Origin of the sequence: Paenibacillus silviterrae, assembly GCF_030167925.1 — a bacterium.
Classification (GTDB): domain Bacteria; phylum Bacillota; class Bacilli; order Paenibacillales; family NBRC-103111; genus Paenibacillus_G; species Paenibacillus_G silviterrae.
Window position 1 is genome coordinate 4,582,583 of sequence record NZ_JASKUT010000001.1, and the last position, 14,971, is coordinate 4,597,553.

General features: G+C 55.1%; 10 protein-coding genes and 1 pseudogene. 10 read left to right on the forward strand and 1 reads right to left on the reverse strand.

Features of this window, described 5'->3' with window-relative positions:
* The first annotated feature begins 107 nt into the window (after positions 1-107).
* From QMO62_RS21230 to QMO62_RS21275, 10 genes are all read left to right on the forward strand, one after another.
* Positions 108-1,832 carry a sensor histidine kinase gene (locus QMO62_RS21230; protein ID WP_284644035.1) on the forward strand — a complete coding sequence of 575 codons (1,725 nt, stop codon included), beginning with the start codon at positions 108-110 and terminating at the stop codon, positions 1,830-1,832.
* Between the two features lie 26 nt (positions 1,833-1,858).
* The gene (locus tag QMO62_RS21235; protein WP_284644036.1) at positions 1,859-3,442 is read left to right on the forward strand and encodes a helix-turn-helix domain-containing protein; all 1,584 of its coding nucleotides are present in this window, start codon (positions 1,859-1,861) and stop codon (positions 3,440-3,442) included.
* 337 nt (positions 3,443-3,779) lie between these two features.
* The gene (locus QMO62_RS21240) at positions 3,780-5,255 is read left to right on the forward strand and encodes an ATP-binding protein (RefSeq protein ID WP_284644038.1); all 1,476 of its coding nucleotides are present in this window, start codon (positions 3,780-3,782) and stop codon (positions 5,253-5,255) included.
* Positions 5,248-7,206 carry a methyl-accepting chemotaxis protein gene (locus QMO62_RS21245; protein ID WP_284644040.1) on the forward strand — a complete coding sequence of 653 codons (1,959 nt, stop codon included), beginning with the start codon at positions 5,248-5,250 and terminating at the stop codon, positions 7,204-7,206. The genes QMO62_RS21240 and QMO62_RS21245 overlap by 8 nt, the downstream gene beginning before the upstream one ends.
* Before the next feature lie 25 nt (positions 7,207-7,231).
* Positions 7,232-8,662, forward strand: coding sequence for a chemotaxis protein CheW (locus tag QMO62_RS21250; RefSeq protein WP_284644042.1), 1,431 nt, complete (start codon positions 7,232-7,234; stop codon positions 8,660-8,662).
* Positions 8,663-8,701: 39 nt separating this feature from the next.
* Positions 8,702-9,757, forward strand: coding sequence for a protein-glutamate methylesterase/protein-glutamine glutaminase (locus QMO62_RS21255; protein WP_284644044.1), 1,056 nt, complete (start codon positions 8,702-8,704; stop codon positions 9,755-9,757).
* Entirely contained in the window at positions 9,747-10,334 is a 588-nt protein-coding gene (locus QMO62_RS21260; protein WP_284644046.1) for a HEAT repeat domain-containing protein, read from the forward strand. The genes QMO62_RS21255 and QMO62_RS21260 overlap by 11 nt, the downstream gene beginning before the upstream one ends.
* Entirely contained in the window at positions 10,331-11,161 is an 831-nt protein-coding gene (locus QMO62_RS21265) for a CheR family methyltransferase (RefSeq protein ID WP_284644048.1), read from the forward strand. The genes QMO62_RS21260 and QMO62_RS21265 overlap by 4 nt, the downstream gene beginning before the upstream one ends.
* A 7-nt stretch (positions 11,162-11,168) precedes the next feature.
* A complete protein-coding gene (locus tag QMO62_RS21270; protein WP_284644051.1) occupies positions 11,169-11,558 on the forward strand; it encodes a response regulator in 390 nt (129 codons plus the stop codon).
* Positions 11,555-14,197: a chemotaxis protein CheA gene (locus QMO62_RS21275; protein ID WP_284644052.1), complete on the forward strand. Its 2,643-nt coding sequence runs from the start codon at positions 11,555-11,557 to the stop codon at positions 14,195-14,197. Before QMO62_RS21270 ends, QMO62_RS21275 begins: the two co-directional genes overlap by 4 nt.
* Before the next feature lie 265 nt (positions 14,198-14,462).
* Here the strand turns inward: QMO62_RS21275 and QMO62_RS21280 are convergent.
* Positions 14,463-14,850, reverse strand: a pseudogene (locus QMO62_RS21280) (transposase); the annotation flags it as partial.
* Positions 14,851-14,971: the final 121 nt, after the last annotated feature.

Sequence of the window (14,971 nt, forward strand, 5' to 3'; positions counted from 1 at the left end):
CGTAGGCGGGAACGGAGAAGCTATCGGCAGCGTGCCGTTCAGGGTATAATAGAGGTATAGGTTCGACAAGAATCGTCACGATTTGACTACTTCAGGGGGGACGGCCGATGCTGCGCAAATCATTTTACCGTCGGATTCAAGCATCCTTTCTTATCCTCATTCTGATTCCGATTCTCGCGTTATCCCTCTTGTCGTATTCCATCATCAAGCAGACGATGATGGACAAGATACGTCAGGCGAATCAATCCGTGCTGGAGCTCATGGTGAAGGATATCAGCAAGCTGGTCGACGAGCTGGCTTCCGCTTCTCATTATTATGCCCGGGACCCTTCGATCCGGCAGCATCTGCATACCTTCGCGGACATGAAGGAAATCGTAACCATCGACGATTATAACAGCTATACGAGGATTCAGAGCTTCTTCGAGCAGGCGGCCGTGAAGTCGGTGAACAAGGATATATGGCTTTTTCTCGTGAACGAGCAGTCCTTTGTTATTCCTTACATGACGGTCAATGAAGGAATGGGCGGAGGCATCGAGCAAATGCAGCGTCACTGGAAGCTCATTCAGCCCCGTGTAGACCAAGGGATTTCGGATAAGCTGCAGTGGATAGGTACGGTTCCTTCCGAGGGCCGACCAGGGGAAACCTATTATTATCTCGGCCGTGTCATTCATGACGGCAGTCCTCAGGGGAGGGTGCTGGCGACCTTCATGGTCGGGATCTCCAGCCGCTACTTTGACAGCTTGTTTGCAGCAGTGGCGGAAGGGCAGTTCGCCCTGTACGATGCCGACGGAGGACGTATTGCCGGCAGCGAGGCGTCTCCCTTTCATAACGACGGGGACGCCGCCGACGGAGATATCCGCAGCGAGGCCGTCATTCCGAAGACCGGCTGGAAGCTGGTTTACCATACCCCGAAACAGGCCGTTACCGGCCAAATCTCTCAAACGTTCTATGTCAGCGGATTGCTTGTGCTGGGGCTATCCGTCGGGTTTCTTCTCTTCGCCGTCGTTCTGGCGAGAAGATTGCACCACCCGATACGGCAGCTTCAGGGTCTTGCGAAGCAGTTCGGCGGCGGGAACCGGAAGGTGCGTTATGTCAGTGAAGGCAGTGACGAATTTGAGGAGCTGGGCCAAGCGGTGAACCTGCTGCTGGGTGAAATCGACGAGCTGATCCAAGGGATTGAGCGGGAGCAGGAGCAAAAGCGCCTTCTGGAGCTGAGGGCTTTGTTCGCGCAGATTCGGCCGCATTTTCTGCTCAATACGCTGAACTCCATTAAGTGCAGTCTTCTGATTGAGCGGGACCGCAAGCATGGAGGCCAGATCGATGCGCTGATGAGCCTGCTCAAGGCCTATATGAAGGTGGACCAGCCCTCGACTTTAGAGAGGGAATGCATTCTGCTGCAGCATTACATTGAGATCATGCAGATGCGCAGCAGCCGGGAAATCCGGCTTCAGGTCCGGCTTGAGGACGAGCTCCGGCAGCTTCCCGTGCCGATGCTGACGCTTCAGCCGCTCGTAGAGAACGCCATTGTCCATGGGCTGGCGGATACGGATGAGCCCGGCTCCATTACGGTTCGCGCATTCCGGGAGCATGGCTGGATTCATCTTCAGGTTTCGGATAATGGAACAGGAATTCCCGAAGAGAAGCTGGAGGCGCTCAATCATCTGTTTGTAGAAGCGGCCTCGGCGGGCGACAGCGGTTACGAACGGGTAGGACTAGTGAATGTGCTTCAGCGGCTTCGGCTGAGCCATGGGACACAGGCAGTACTTCGACTGGAGAATAGACCTGATGGAGGGGCGACCGCAATGCTGCGTTGGCCGGACAACCTTAACTAAGACAGGGGAAGGGGAGCTGTAGGAACATGGTGAAGGTAATGCTGATCGATGACGATGTGCCCATGCTGAGATACTTGAGTCAGCTGACGGATTGGGAGGCGCTCGGATTTCATATTGTTGCACAAACGGATTCGAGCGCTAAGGCACTCAGGCTGTTCGCCGATGTGCTGCCGGATATTGTGATTACGGATATCGGCCTTCCTCAAATCGACGGTTTGGAGCTGGCGGCCGAGTTTCGCCGGAAAAAGCCGGAGGTGCGCATTTTATTTTTGACATGTCATGAGGACTTCGGTTATGTGAAAAAAGCGCTCCAGCTGCAGGCGGATGATTACCTGGTAAAGGATGAGCTCACCAAGGAGCAGCTGGAGCGAAGCTTGCAGGGATGTGCGGCCGCGCTGCAGAAGGCCGGGTGGAAGGCGGAGCAGCACGCTTATAGGGAGGATCTAAGCCGGAACCGGGATCTGCTGAAGGATTCCTTGCTCCAGCAGGTGCTGAAGGGCGAGGAGCCGGAGCGGATTCTCGGCTATGCCAAGCGTCTCGGTATTGAATGGGAGTATCCGGCATTTTTACTCGGCTATGTAAAGCTGCTCGATTCGACGCTGCTGCCCCGCTATCCGTTACACCACGCTTCGCTGATCCGTTACGGCGTGTATAATATAGCGGGCGAGCTGGCCGATACCTACGAGGGCCTGACCGTCTTCCAGAAGGATGGCTTGCTGACGGTGCTGTACAACTATCGCCCCAGCCTCTCCTTCAACGAGCATCAGTACCTCAAGGATTATCTGCAGAAGCTGACGGAGCACTGCCGTGACTATCTGAAGGTGGAGCTCTTCTGTGTCAGCGGGCCCGGCAGGCTGCGCCTGGAGCAAATCGGTAACGCCTACCGGGACCTCCAGCAGCAAAAGCACTTTCTATATTACGGGGGCTCGGCCGGGGTGTTTGGGGCGGAGAAGGCGGAGCCCTATGCGTATATGCCTACGGGAGTGCTGGAGCATGAGCTGCTGGAGCTGACCGAGGCGGTGGAGCAGGGAAGCGAGGAGAAGGTCGAGGAAGCGCTCCAAGCACTTGCCGCGACAGCCTCGGGTAAGAGACTTGCTCCCGCTGATGTCATCCACGCGTGTATGAAGCGGGTGCGGCTGCTGGAGCTGCAGCTTATGCCCGAGCTTGAAGAGGAGGCCTTCTATGACAGCTTCGAACAATCGCTGCTCTGGGAGGATACGAAAGATTTGCTCGCTTGGAGACTGCTTACCTTGATGGCGGCGAACCGACCCGCTGAGGAAGCGGCCCCGAAGGAGCCGAAGCTTCAGGCCATCGACGCTTATATTCATTCGCGATTGTCCGAGAACATCAGCACCGTCGACCTGGCGGCGCATCTGTATATGAGCCCCAGCTATTTCTCAAGGTCCTTCAAGCGGATGACCGGCTACAATTTCATCGACTACTTGAATGTTTATAAGATGAAAATCGCGTCCAAGCTGCTTGAGAATACGGAAGCGACTGTGGAAGCCGTTGCCGCTCAGCTGGGGTACTCGGACCGTACCTACTTCTCGAAGGTCTTCAAACGCTATGTCGGCGTCACCCCGAGGGAGTACCGAAGCAAGCAGACATAGCAGGCAGCGCTGAAAGATCGTCATCCTGGAGCTGCACGGGGCACAAGCGTTTGGGATCACTTTTGCGGATCCCCCTGATCTAGGGAATGTTGTTCCTGGTAAAATATTGTCAAATGTTGGCTGCCGTAACGCGGTTTGGGAATGTTCCGAACCTCGTTACGGCAGCTTTTTTTATTCAAAAATCCCCAAATTATTTGACATTCTCGTGAATTTCTCGATTATCGACATGATTCGTCATAAGTACTCACAATACGACGTTATTACTCATTTACACGCTGTTTTTCAATCCCTATACTTATGAAAAGCGACGTTTCAATCCGGCAATTGGGAGACAGCCATGAAATTATCAAACGAAGCAATGAGACAATTGAATAGGAATACGAGTGATATCCAACTCCTTTGGGACGAATGGTTGCAGGAGATGAGCATCCTGAAAAATGGCCGGTTCGTAAAGGTGGGTCAAGACCTGCTTGAGATCTTCGACTATCTTGATTTCGAACTGGTAGGAGAGAGCTACGAAAAGCTGCTCTGTCCGAATTTTTTAAGTTTGCTCCAAGCCGGCAAGCATTCGTTTTCGTTTTCCGAGAGGGTACACACTCAGGTGAAGGGAGTCAGAAAGGACAGGACTCCTGTTTATGTTGAGGTTCATGGGGTCATGAAGCAGTCCGGCGAAGACCGGTATTTGCTGATTAAGTCGATCGAAGAAGTGACGAACAAACGTCTGGACGACACTCGTTCACGCGAAATGGAGGAGCGGTTTCACGCTGCCTTTCATTATGCTGCGGTGGGGATGGCGCTTGTTTTGGTGAACGGATCGATCCAAGAGATGAATTATGCTTTTGCCGAGACGCTGGATATTCATACACAGGACACTTACGGTCTGCAGATTCTCGATTATCTTCATATGGAAGACCGGGACGGTTATTTGGAAGGCTGCACCCGGCTGCTGATCGGGGAGGTGCAGTCCTGTGAAATGGAGCGGAGATTCCTGCACTCCTCCGGGCGGTTCGTTTGGGGGTATTTATGCTTAACGCTGGTACGGGATGTCGAGGGCAGGCCGCTGTATTACATCATTCAAATGCAGGATATTACGCAGAAGAAGGAAGCCGAGGAGCTCCTGCGCAAGTCGGACAAGCTGTCGGCGGTCGGACAATTAGCCGCAGGGGTAGCCCACGAGGTGAGGAACCCGCTTACCGTGCTGAAGGGCTTTGCCCAGATTCTGCAAGCCAGTGATAAAGAAAGCAAGTATTACGCGCTGATGCTTTCCGAGATCGAGCGGATTGAGGCTATCATCAGCGAATTTCTCATGCTCGCCAAGCCGCAGGAAGCGAAATTTTATGACCACGATCTTCGCTTGCTGCTGGAGGATGTCATTCATCTGATGGAAACGAAGGCGATCATGAACGGAGTGCAGCTGAACAAGGTCATTTTGATCAGCAACGCCACGATACAATGTGACGCAAACCAGATTAAGCAGGTATTAATCAATATTTTGCAAAATGCGATCGAGGCCATGCCGGCTGGAGGGAACATCCATATTAGCCTAAGCCAGGCGGACAAGCATTCGTTATCTCTGCGCATCAGAGATGAAGGCTGCGGGATCCCGGAGGACCGGCTGGAGAAGCTGGGAGAGCCGTTTTACTCCAGTAAGGAGAAGGGCACCGGCCTGGGACTTATGATCAGCTACAAAATCATTGAAAAGCATCGCGGCAAGATCGGGGTCAGCAGCCGTGTTCTTGAAGGAACCACCTTCGACATTACACTGCCCCTCAAGCAAAATCCGAACCTGATGGAGGAACCGACCGATGAATGAGAAGAAGACCTTGCTTTCCCCGCCAACCTTGCAAAGGACGATGACGAAGGAAGCTTTCTCAAGCGAAGCCTTCCGTTCCGAGACACAGGCACAGGCAGATACCTTGTCGGCCAAGCGATTGCAGGAGCAGCGGCAGCGTGCCCGCACCTATGCAAAGCAGCAGCAGCTTTCGGAACGGCTGGCCACGGCTACACAGGAGCTCTCCGCAGGCGTGGAGGAATCCCAATCTGCCATTCATGAGCTTCGGACCGCCATCGAGCAGCTGGCTACCGGAGCGGAGCAATCCGCATCGGCCTGTGAGGAAAGCTCCGCATCCATAACCAAGATTATGGAGAATATGAATATCATTTCGCAAAATGCGACGCTCTCCATGAACCGAAGCTTGTCCATGCAGCATATGGTGAACGGCTCCTCGGAGGACATCAGCCGCTTGATCGAAGGAATCTCGATGTCCGCCGTGAAAAATTCGGAATCCGCGCGGTTGATTGCGGAGCTGGAGCATCAAGCGAGGGAGATCGGGGATATCATTGCTACCGTCGTACACTTGGCGGATAAGACGAATCTGCTTGCCTTGAACGCGGCGATTGAAGCGGCACGCGCGGGCGAGCACGGCAGCGGCTTCGCTGTCGTGGCCGATGAGGTGCGTGCGCTGGCGGAAATTTCGGAGAAGTCGGCAAGGGATATTAAGTCGGTTGTGGAGGCAATACAGACCGAGGTAGGTTCCATCGCTTCCTCGATTATCACAGCGGAGCAATCGTCCCTGGAGGAGGTTGAAAGCGGCCGCCACGTGACGGACATGCTGCGCCAAATCAATCAGAGGATGAATGATTTTGTCGAGAGCACGAAGGAAATCAACGGCGAGATGCTGCTGTTGAAAACCGGAGTCAAGGAATTTGAGACAGGCTCGCGGATCATTGCGCAGGCGGCGGAGGAGCAGGCTACCGGTGCAGGGCAAGCGGTTCAAGCTATTGCTGAGCAAACTCGCGCGCTCGAGGATATCAGTCACAGCGCGCTGGAGCTGGGTGATTTAACGGAGGAGCTTCGCTCGGGGAAAAACATGAGCCGATCCGTCGAATCAATGGCTTCCGCCTCGGAGGAGCTGGCGGCTTCGATCACGGAGGCCGCTCAATCGGCGCAGCAGATTATGGCGGCTATCAATACGATGGACCGTAGCGCGGAGATGCAGTCCGTCGCCACGGAGCAATCGGCTTCGGCGTTAATTCAGCTGGAGCAGCTTACAAACAAAGTAAGCACGCTGGCAATGTCCTCACAGGATCGGATCAACGAGGTGACGGGGCTGTTCGAGAAGGGCAGAGAACAGACGGAGGTTATGATAGAGAACATCGGTCTCGGTCTCTCCAGACTGGACGAGCATCTAACCAGCCTGCTCCAGCTGGAGCGTCAAATTCGCAGCATCGACAAGATTGTAGGCACGATAGATAAAGTCGGAATTCAGACCAATATGCTGGCTGTGAACGGAGCGATCGAGGCGGCAGGGGCAGGCAAGTACGGACGCGGCTTCGCTGTTGTCGCTTCCGATATCCGCATGCTTGCGCAGGAGACGTCCACCAATGCGGAGAACATCAAGGATTTGATTCGCGATGTTGCTTCCCAGGTGTCTCTGGTTATCCGGGAGCTGCAGATTACGAAGGAAACGACCAAGATGGAAGTGGAGAAGGCTAGGCGCATTCTGGTGAACTCCGGTCAGATCGAAGAACATCTGCTGAAGCTGAGGGAAGGGGCGGAGCACAGCAGCCGCAGCCTTACGGAAGCGGAAAATGCCGTGAACGACTCCAAGCGGGCCGTTGATCAGATCGCCGCTACGGCGATCGAAGCGGCTGCCGCCAGCAAGCAGGCTTCACATGCCGGTCAGGAGCAAACCGTAGGCATTCAAGAACTGTCTCGCGCGATCGAGGAAATCGCCGGTCTTGCGGACGATATGCTCGTATAAGCCGAAGCCGGAGGAGCAGGGAACAATGAAGGAGTCATCCACGAGCAGGCAGCTGGTTACGTTTTATTTGCATGATCATCTTTATGCCGTGCCGATCCATGCCGTGAAGGGAATCATTCGCATGGATCGGGTGACGCGGGTGCCGTTCTCCGAGCCGTGCCTCGAGGGAATGGTCAATCTGCGAGGGTCCTTGCTGACGGTGATCAACGGAAGCCGGTGGCTGGGCCGCGGGAGCCATGCGCCTGCTGAGAAAATTTTGGTAATACAAAAGAAAAAGTCGATTATAGGCTTTGCCGTAGATCAAGTAGACGGCGTCATTACGGTTGCTCCTGAGGATGTGCTGAGCCCAGAGGAAGGCTCGCTGGAGCAATATGAAGGCTTCGTCATGCGGGACGGTACGGTGATCCGGATTCTGAATGTGGAAGCAGTCCTGAAGCCGCTCCAGAACGAATCGAGACCGGTGATGCCGTCGGCTCTGTCAACGGCCGTCAGTTCTCTCTTCGAGCCGGAATGGTCGGAGCCTCCCTCCGCAGCGATTCTTCGCTTCGAGATTTCCGGAGAATGCTACGGGCTGCCGATGGAGAAGGTTCGCGAAATCGCCCCGTTCCCGGAGCAGCTGGAGCCGATTCAAGGACTGCCGGACTGCATCCTCGGTTTAGGCGTCTTTCGCGGCGGACGGATGCTGCCGATTGTCGAGGCTTCCCATCTCACGCACGTTCATCATCGCGGGAGGCTGAGCCGGGTGATCGTAGTCGAGCTGCCGGCGGGCAACGGGACCATTCAGTTGGGGTTGGCTGTGGAGCATGTCCATGAGGTTCGGATGATGAAGCAGGCCTCCCCGCTGGAAATACCGGCCTCGCTTAAGCGCATGTCCGACGGAATAGAGAAGGTGTATTCCATCGGCGGATTGACGAAGCCTTTGTTTCTGCTGGATGTGCAGCAGGTGCTGGAGAAGCTTGCCGTGCTGCCTTATTTGCTCTCCGAATCCGCCGGAGGAGAAGGCGCGGGCGCCGATCTCACGGAGGGGGACGCCCCAAGCCATAGAGAAGAGCTGATCCTTTTCTTCCGGCTGAACGGAGAGGAATTCGGGATATCGTCCGCAAGCGTTAAGGAAATTACAAGAATGTCTCCGGTGCGAAAGGTTCCGTTTGCATCTGTTGGCGTGGCGGGACTTGCCAATATTCGCGGGCAGCTGGTGACGGTCTTGGATGCGCAGGACTGGCTGATGCAGGAATCTGCACGGGACCCGTTCGAGCACCTGATCGTCATGCAAGGACATCGATCCGCCAAGTGCATAGGCGTACATGAGGTCACTCGCGTACTGCCGGTAGCGGCAGACAAAATACAAAGGGCGGGCATGTATGAGCAGAGCGCGCAATTTGGCTGGCTTCGGGGATTTTATAAGGAATCGGACACACGATTGATTCCATTGATCAACCCATCGACATGGGAATAAGGACACACTTGAATTTCGGAGAAGGTCAGGATGATAGGAATGGACAACACAATCAAGATACTTATTGTGGACGATTCCGCGTTAATGCGTCAGCAGCTGATGGCCGCTTTATCGCGCAATCCTAGAATCGAAGTGATCGGGGTAGCGCGGGACGGAAGAGAAGGGGTAGAGAAGGCGATTAAGCTGCGCCCCGATGTGGTGACTATGGATATCCACATGCCGACAATGGACGGGATCACGGCCCTGCAATATTTAATGGAGCTGGCTCCTTGTCCCGTCATTATTCTTTCCGCCTATTCCCGTAAGGGAGCTTTAGTTACGTTTGAGGCCCTGGAGCTGGGCGCATTCGACTATGTAACGAAGCCGGAGGTGCTGGGCGTTGCGGAGATGGAAGCGATGATCCAGCAGCTTACCGAGCGTATTTTGGCTGCAGGGCAGAAGCAGGTCCGGGGACAGGAGGATGGACGCAGCCGGCCTTATGTCATGGAACGCGGAGGTTATGATTACGATCATGCCGTAATTATCGGAGCCTCCACGGGGGGGCCGCGGACGGTGATCGATATTTTGCAGCATATTCCTGCGAATTTCCCTGCCCCGATGTTTCTGGTCCAGCATATGCCTGCCATGTTCACCAGCTCCTTCGCGGAGCGGCTGAACGACAAGTTCAAGATTCGTGTGGTCGAAGCGGCACATCGCATGCCGGTGGAGCCGGGGACGCTGTATGTCGCTCCCGGCGGGAAACACATGTTCGTCGAGAAGGTTCTCGGCAAGCAGCAGCTACGCATCGCGATCCGGTCAGGTCCTATCGAAACCGTATTCAAGCCGTCCGTTGACGTCAGCATGAATTCACTTGCGGAGCAGCTGCCGACCTCCATGATTATTTCGGTCTTATTGACAGGGATCGGCACGGACGGTGCGCAGGGGATGGCAACGATCCGTCAAAACGGAGGCCTTACGATCGCCGAATCCGAGGAGACGGCCATCGTATACGGCATGCCGAGAGCAGCTGTGGAGCTGGGCGGGGCGAAGCTTGTTCTACCTTCTCATCAGATTGGTAAAGTCATCGTGAACGAGGTGCTGGGGTATGGAATATAAGCAGTTTCGGTTTTATTGTCAGACCGGGAATCTGGGCATGATCCGGGACTATTTGGCGGACATCTCTCTCGAGGAAAAGGAAGAGTATCTGCGAAACGTACTCCAGACGCCGCTCCGACCGGATGTGCTTGAGTATTTGGGCTCGGAAGTCGTGCGCCTGCCCCATGAGAGAGGAACAACCATTCTTATCGAGCTGTTCTACTCTGAGGAGGCGGCAGCGCGAAATTTGGCCGTCGAGCTGTTTGCCGCCTTCGGCAAGCAGGGGCTGGAGGTGCTGCAGGATCATCTGAACGATATGGACGCCGACGTGCGTTTGTTTGTGGTGCAGGCGATGGTTCAGCTCCCCTACAAGGATGAAGTGAACCGGCTGCTGATCAAGCAATTGCACATTGATAAAGAAGCGAACGTCGTTGTAGCCATGATTGAGGCTCTCGGTGATTTGGGCGGCGGAGAAGCCGAAGCCGAGGCCATTCGTTACGCGATGGGGCAGTTCGAGCATCCGTACATTGATTACGTCGGACAGAGGGCGCTGCGCAGACTCGGCCACGGGCCGTCGCAGTCTAAGGAGTCATTATGAATGTTACGCTTAGCATGGAACAATTTCACCGATTGCGTGATTACATCTATCAGAAGACGGGCATTTACTTTCCGGACAGCAAGCTGTACTTTGTGGAACGCCGCTTGATACAGCGCATGGAGGCGCTGGGTCTCAGTGATATTAATTATTACTATTCCATGCTCAGGTTTGAAAACAACGGGACGGAGCTGCAGGCATTTATCGAGGTGCTGACGGTTAATGAAACGTATTTTTTCCGCGAGTTCAGTCAGTTGAAATGCTTCGCCGAGGAAGTGCTGCCCGAGCTTGTACGCAGAGAAAAGGGGAATTTGGTCTTCTGGTCGGCCGGCTGCTCCACAGGCGAAGAGGCCTATACCCTGGCGATTATTTTACATGAGATGCTCGGTCCCGAGAACCTGGCCCGCTGCCGTATCATTGCTACGGATATTGATAACAAGGTGCTGGCCTTCGCCCGTAAGGGCTGCTATGCCGAAAGGTCGACAAGGCACATCCCAACTCCTTATGTCAGAAAATATTTTGAGCAATCCGGTACGGAGCTCAAGGTGAACCAGCAGCTGCGCAACCTGGTGGAATTTCAGCAGCTGAACCTGATGGAATCGACGATGATGCGGCAGCTTCAAGAGGTGGATGTCATCTTTTGCCGCAATGTGCTGATTTACTTCGACGATCAATCCCGCAGACAGGTGGCGCTGGATTTCTACCTATCGATTAAACCCGGCGGATATGTATTTCTGGGCCACTCCGAGTCGATGAGCCGGATTACCTCCATTTTTCAACTGCGCAAATTCCAGCATTCGATTATTTACCAAAAACCGGTGGCGAGGTGATTCGGAAGTGATAAGGTCCAAGGTACTCATTGTAGAGGATTCGTCGGCGACAAGAGATTATTACAGAACCTACCTGACGGAGCGAGGCTTTGTCGTTTCCGAGGCATTCAACGGTTTGGAAGCCCTGGAGAAAATGGCGGTCGAAAGCTTCGATGCGGCCATCGTCGATATCAACATGCCTAAGATGGACGGGTACCAATTCATTCGCGAGCTGCGGGGCGGGGAGCAGAAGTACAATACGCCGATCGCGGTCATATCCAGCGAGAACAAGCCCTCGGATCAGCATCTGGCCTATCAGGCGGGAGCGAACGCGTACTTGGTGAAGCCAGTGCGACCGGATCAGCTGGAGAGCTTGATCCGACTCTTTGGGGTTATACCGGAGGGAGAAAGCCGATGAACCTGAAGCAATCATTCCTGAACGAAGCAGATGAGCTGCTCAATTCGATTAACGATCACATTCTCATGCTGGAGGAGCACCCGGATGATGAGGAGAATGTGAATCATATTTTCCGGGCGGCGCATACGCTGAAGGGGTCAGCCAACCTTTACGGCTATAGCGGCATTGCCGTGCTGACGCACCTGCTGGAGGGGATCCTGGATGAGCTTCGGAGCCGCACGCGCAGTCTCGAGCCGACCTTAACCGATGTGCTGCTGGAGAGCTTCGATCAAATCCGGCTGATGGTCGGCTCGATTGCCATCGGGGCGGAAGATCCTCAGTCGGAGCCGGAGCTGCTGCACCGCTTAAGCCAATACCGGGCTAAGAGCGAGGAGCCCATGGAGAAGCTGGAGCCGCGTCCGAGACTTTTCTCGGCGGATCCGGAGGAATGGATCCGAATGACGAAGGGATTCATGCAGGGGGAGAAAGCCGGGGACGCATTGGCTCATTTGTTTCCGCTCTACGCCGTACTCGATCATGCGGATATCCAGCCGGATCGCACCCAGGCCAAGCACGGGAAAGCCTTGGCGCAGGAAGCGGCTCAGCTGGCTGCGATTCGTTTCTTCGATGAGGCGCTGACGGAGCAGATCGGCGGGATGGTGCAGAAGCTCACCCGTTTGGCCGATAAAAAGCGGGAGAACGAGAGCCTCCAGATCCTTTTTATGCAGATGATCGTTACGTTGACCTTGCTGGAGCAATATACGTTACGGGAGAAGGGCGGACCGTCCGTTCCTCCCTGGTGGTACGATGTATGGCAGGCGATTGCCGGAACTTTGTCGGAATGGGCGGCGGGACGCAGTCCTGTGGCCATTTCCGATATGGTGCTCGATCTGTGGGATTTGTGCAAGCCGCGCCAAGAGACCAAGCAGGAATTCGGCACGCTGCTGGCGCCTGAAGTGGAGGAGGGCTGGGAAGAGCTGCAGGAGACGGCAGCTGCTCTTCAGCTGGAGGAGCCTCCTAAGCAGGCTCGCAAGGAGTCTGTCTCTTCCGGCATAGCCCCGGAGGTCACCGCGGGTTTAGCCAAGAAGCTCATCGTGGAGCAGATTCACTTTCTTGCTCCGAAGGGTCGTCCTCTTATTGAAAGGTGGGACCTGGCGAGAGGCATTCTGCATCGCTGCGCTGCGGTGCTCGGGGATGAGGAGCTGCACAAGCTCTCGCAGCCGGCCGCTCCGGACATATATTCCTTAAAGGAGCTGGCGGCGCGCTACACGGAGGTAAGCATCGAGGCCGCTTCCGTGAGTGACGCGGTGAAGCCTGGAGCGGAGGAGGCTGTGCTGCCGAAGGAGCAGGAGCTTCCTGAGGAGGAGGCTGTAGCGGAGGCCGTCGCGATTGTGGAGAAGCCAGAACGGACACCGGCTCCGCTGCGAAGCGGAAGAGGCGAGCTGTCCTCCGAATCGGAGAAAATCATTCGCGTGGAGACCGGTAAGGTAGAACGGGTGATGGAGCTGATCGGGGAGCTGGCGATTGCGAAGAATGCCTTTCCTTTCATGATTCGCGGTATGCTAGAGGATCCTTACACGGTAGCGCTGGCGAGAGACCTGAAGGAGCGGTATGCGATGCTGGACCGCATCACGAAGGAGCTGCAGGACGCCATCGTCGATATCCGCATGCTGCCCGTATCCCACGTGTTCACCAAGTTTAACCGGTTCGTCAGGGACATGGCACGCCAATCCGGCAAGCATATTCGGCTTGAGTTCAGCGGGGAGGAGACCACGCTCGACAAAACCCTGGTCGAAGCCTTGTCCGATCCGCTGATCCATCTCATTCGCAATGCGATCGACCACGGCATCGAGGCGCCTGAGGACCGGGTCCGTGCCGGCAAACCGCCCGAAGGGCTGCTGAGCATTGGGGCGTTCCGGGAGGGCAACCGGGTTGTGCTGGAGGTCGGCGATGATGGAGCCGGCATCGATGTGGAGCGGATTCGAGCGAAGCTGAGGGAGCACCAGCTCGTGGAAGGGGATAAGCTGGAGAAGCTTCAGCCGCAGGAGCTGATCCCCTATATATTCCATACCGGCTTCTCGACGGCGGAGGAGGTTACGTCTCTTTCGGGTCGTGGCATCGGGATGGATGCGGTAAGAACCACGATTGTGAGACTTCAAGGGGATGTCCAGGTCGTTAGTGAGCCGGGGGAAGGCACGAGGGTTCGCATCGAGCTGCCGTTAACGCTATCCATGACGCAAGTGCTGCAGGTGAAAGTCGGCGGAGACCCGTACGGGATTCCGCTGGACCAAATTGAGGAAACGGGCCGTGTATCGGATGCCGATCTGCAGACGATGCAAGGACAGCCGATCGTGATCCTTCGGGAGCAGGTGTACAAGGTGATCGATCTGCGGAGCTACTTCGGCTTGGCAGGGCAGGAGGAGGAAAAGAGCGGCCAATATCTTGTGATCCTGAAGAGCGGTCTGGCGCTGAAGGTGGATTCCTTGCTGGGGCAGCAGGAGGTCGTCGTGAAGCCGCCGCAGGACGGATTTAAGCATTTGTCGTATTTGGCCGGAGCGTCGATCCTTGGGGACGGCACGGTGCTGCTCATTATCAACGGCAATGCAATCTTTCTGGAATCGACCGATTATATGCGGGCCGGTGCGGCTGTAGGCGTGTAATGTGCTGGCAGCTGGGGAGCGGTTTGTTCCTTAGCGGGCCTGCATGGGCGCAAGTGCGTCTAGGATTTGTGCCAATCGGCAGCAAATCCGGCCGGTTTCGTGCCCGTGGTGCTGGAATTGTGCTAAAGTGCAACTTTGATAGCTGGATTAGGAGAAAAAGTCGCTTTGCCCCCTGGGAATGTTGCATTATCGCACAAATGAAGCGCATATAGTACGATCTGACGGTCAAGTCCATATTTGTGTGTAAAATCCTCGAATGGAAAGCCTACTCGTTTAGAGTAGGTTTTTCGGCTGTCTTTGCCTTTTCTTTGCGCCATTCATGGTAAGCGGTCATTTCAATATACTTCTTACCAACGGACCACTTTTCATCCATTTCCATCAGCAGCGTACCAAATAGACGAATTACAGATTGTCGATTTGGAAAGATTCGAATTACACGTTCTCTTCGCCGCAGTTCAGCGTTAAGACGTTCTACTACATTTGTCGGTTCGAATTCGGCATATCTCAGGAAGTTCAATAACGGCTGTGGCATCGCCAAAGCCTTCCTCTAACACACTGAGCGCCTTTGGTGCTCTTTTCTCAAACGTGGTCATGGTCTCTTCCAGCAGCCCGCGCGCACTCTTCATATTAGCCGCTTCGTAAATCGCTCGCACGCCGATCTGACCGGTGATTTGTGCGCATTCGCATAAATCCTCACGAGCTGGTGTCACTGAGGCAAGCTGCTTCGTATGTTAAGCGCCGTGAGGTGGTTGCTTGGTATGCCCGAAGCCGGGG